This is a genomic window from Vibrio sp. S9_S30 (assembly GCF_014694455.1).
GTDB lineage: Bacteria > Pseudomonadota > Gammaproteobacteria > Enterobacterales > Vibrionaceae > Vibrio.
In genome coordinates this window covers 1-575 of the sequence record NZ_JAAUWT010000127.1, presented here as the reverse complement: position 1 = coordinate 575, position 575 = coordinate 1, and the positions used below count along the sequence as shown (strand labels likewise).

2 tRNA genes are annotated in these 575 nt (G+C 47.7%); both read right to left on the bottom strand.

What is annotated here, in order from left to right:
* Positions 1–342: 342 nt before the first annotated feature.
* Positions 343–419, bottom strand: a tRNA-Trp gene (locus HC752_RS24370).
* A gap of 35 nt (positions 420–454) precedes the next feature.
* Positions 455–531, bottom strand: a tRNA-Asp gene (locus tag HC752_RS24365).
* Positions 532–575 lie beyond the last annotated feature (44 nt).

The following is a 575-nucleotide window of genomic DNA, read 5'->3' as shown; positions in this document are numbered from 1 at the left end:
TGTTCGAATAACGTTTGCCATTCTTGGTTGGTTCGTCGTTTGACCATTTCAAGTCTCCTTTGAGTTGGAGACTTGATCTTATTATTCGAGACGGATGATTAGAACGCGGGGTTCATGATGCGCTTACCATCAGTGCATCGAATCAACCAGATTGAAAACCCAAGCCCTGATATTGCTTATATACAAAAAGCCTCAGCTATCGACTGAAGTTTCTCTATATTGCAGGGGCAGACTGGACAGGTAACCAGAGAGTTGGTCAAGATGAGATCCAGCACGCGATATCCGCTTTAAAAAAAGCAACAAATACAGGAAAGCCTCGTCTTTCGACGAGGCTTTCGAATATGGCAGGGGTGGAGAGATTCGAACTCCCAACACGCGGATTTGGAATCCGCTGCTCTGCCAATTGGAGCTACACCCCTTCAGTTCGTATTTTATGAGCCGACACTCGAATAAATGGCGGAGTGGACGGGACTCGAACCCGCGACCCCCGGCGTGACAGGCCGGTATTCTAACCAACTGAACTACCACTCCGCAGTGGAAAACTTGCCTTAGCAAGTGTTCAAAATCAAAGCCTG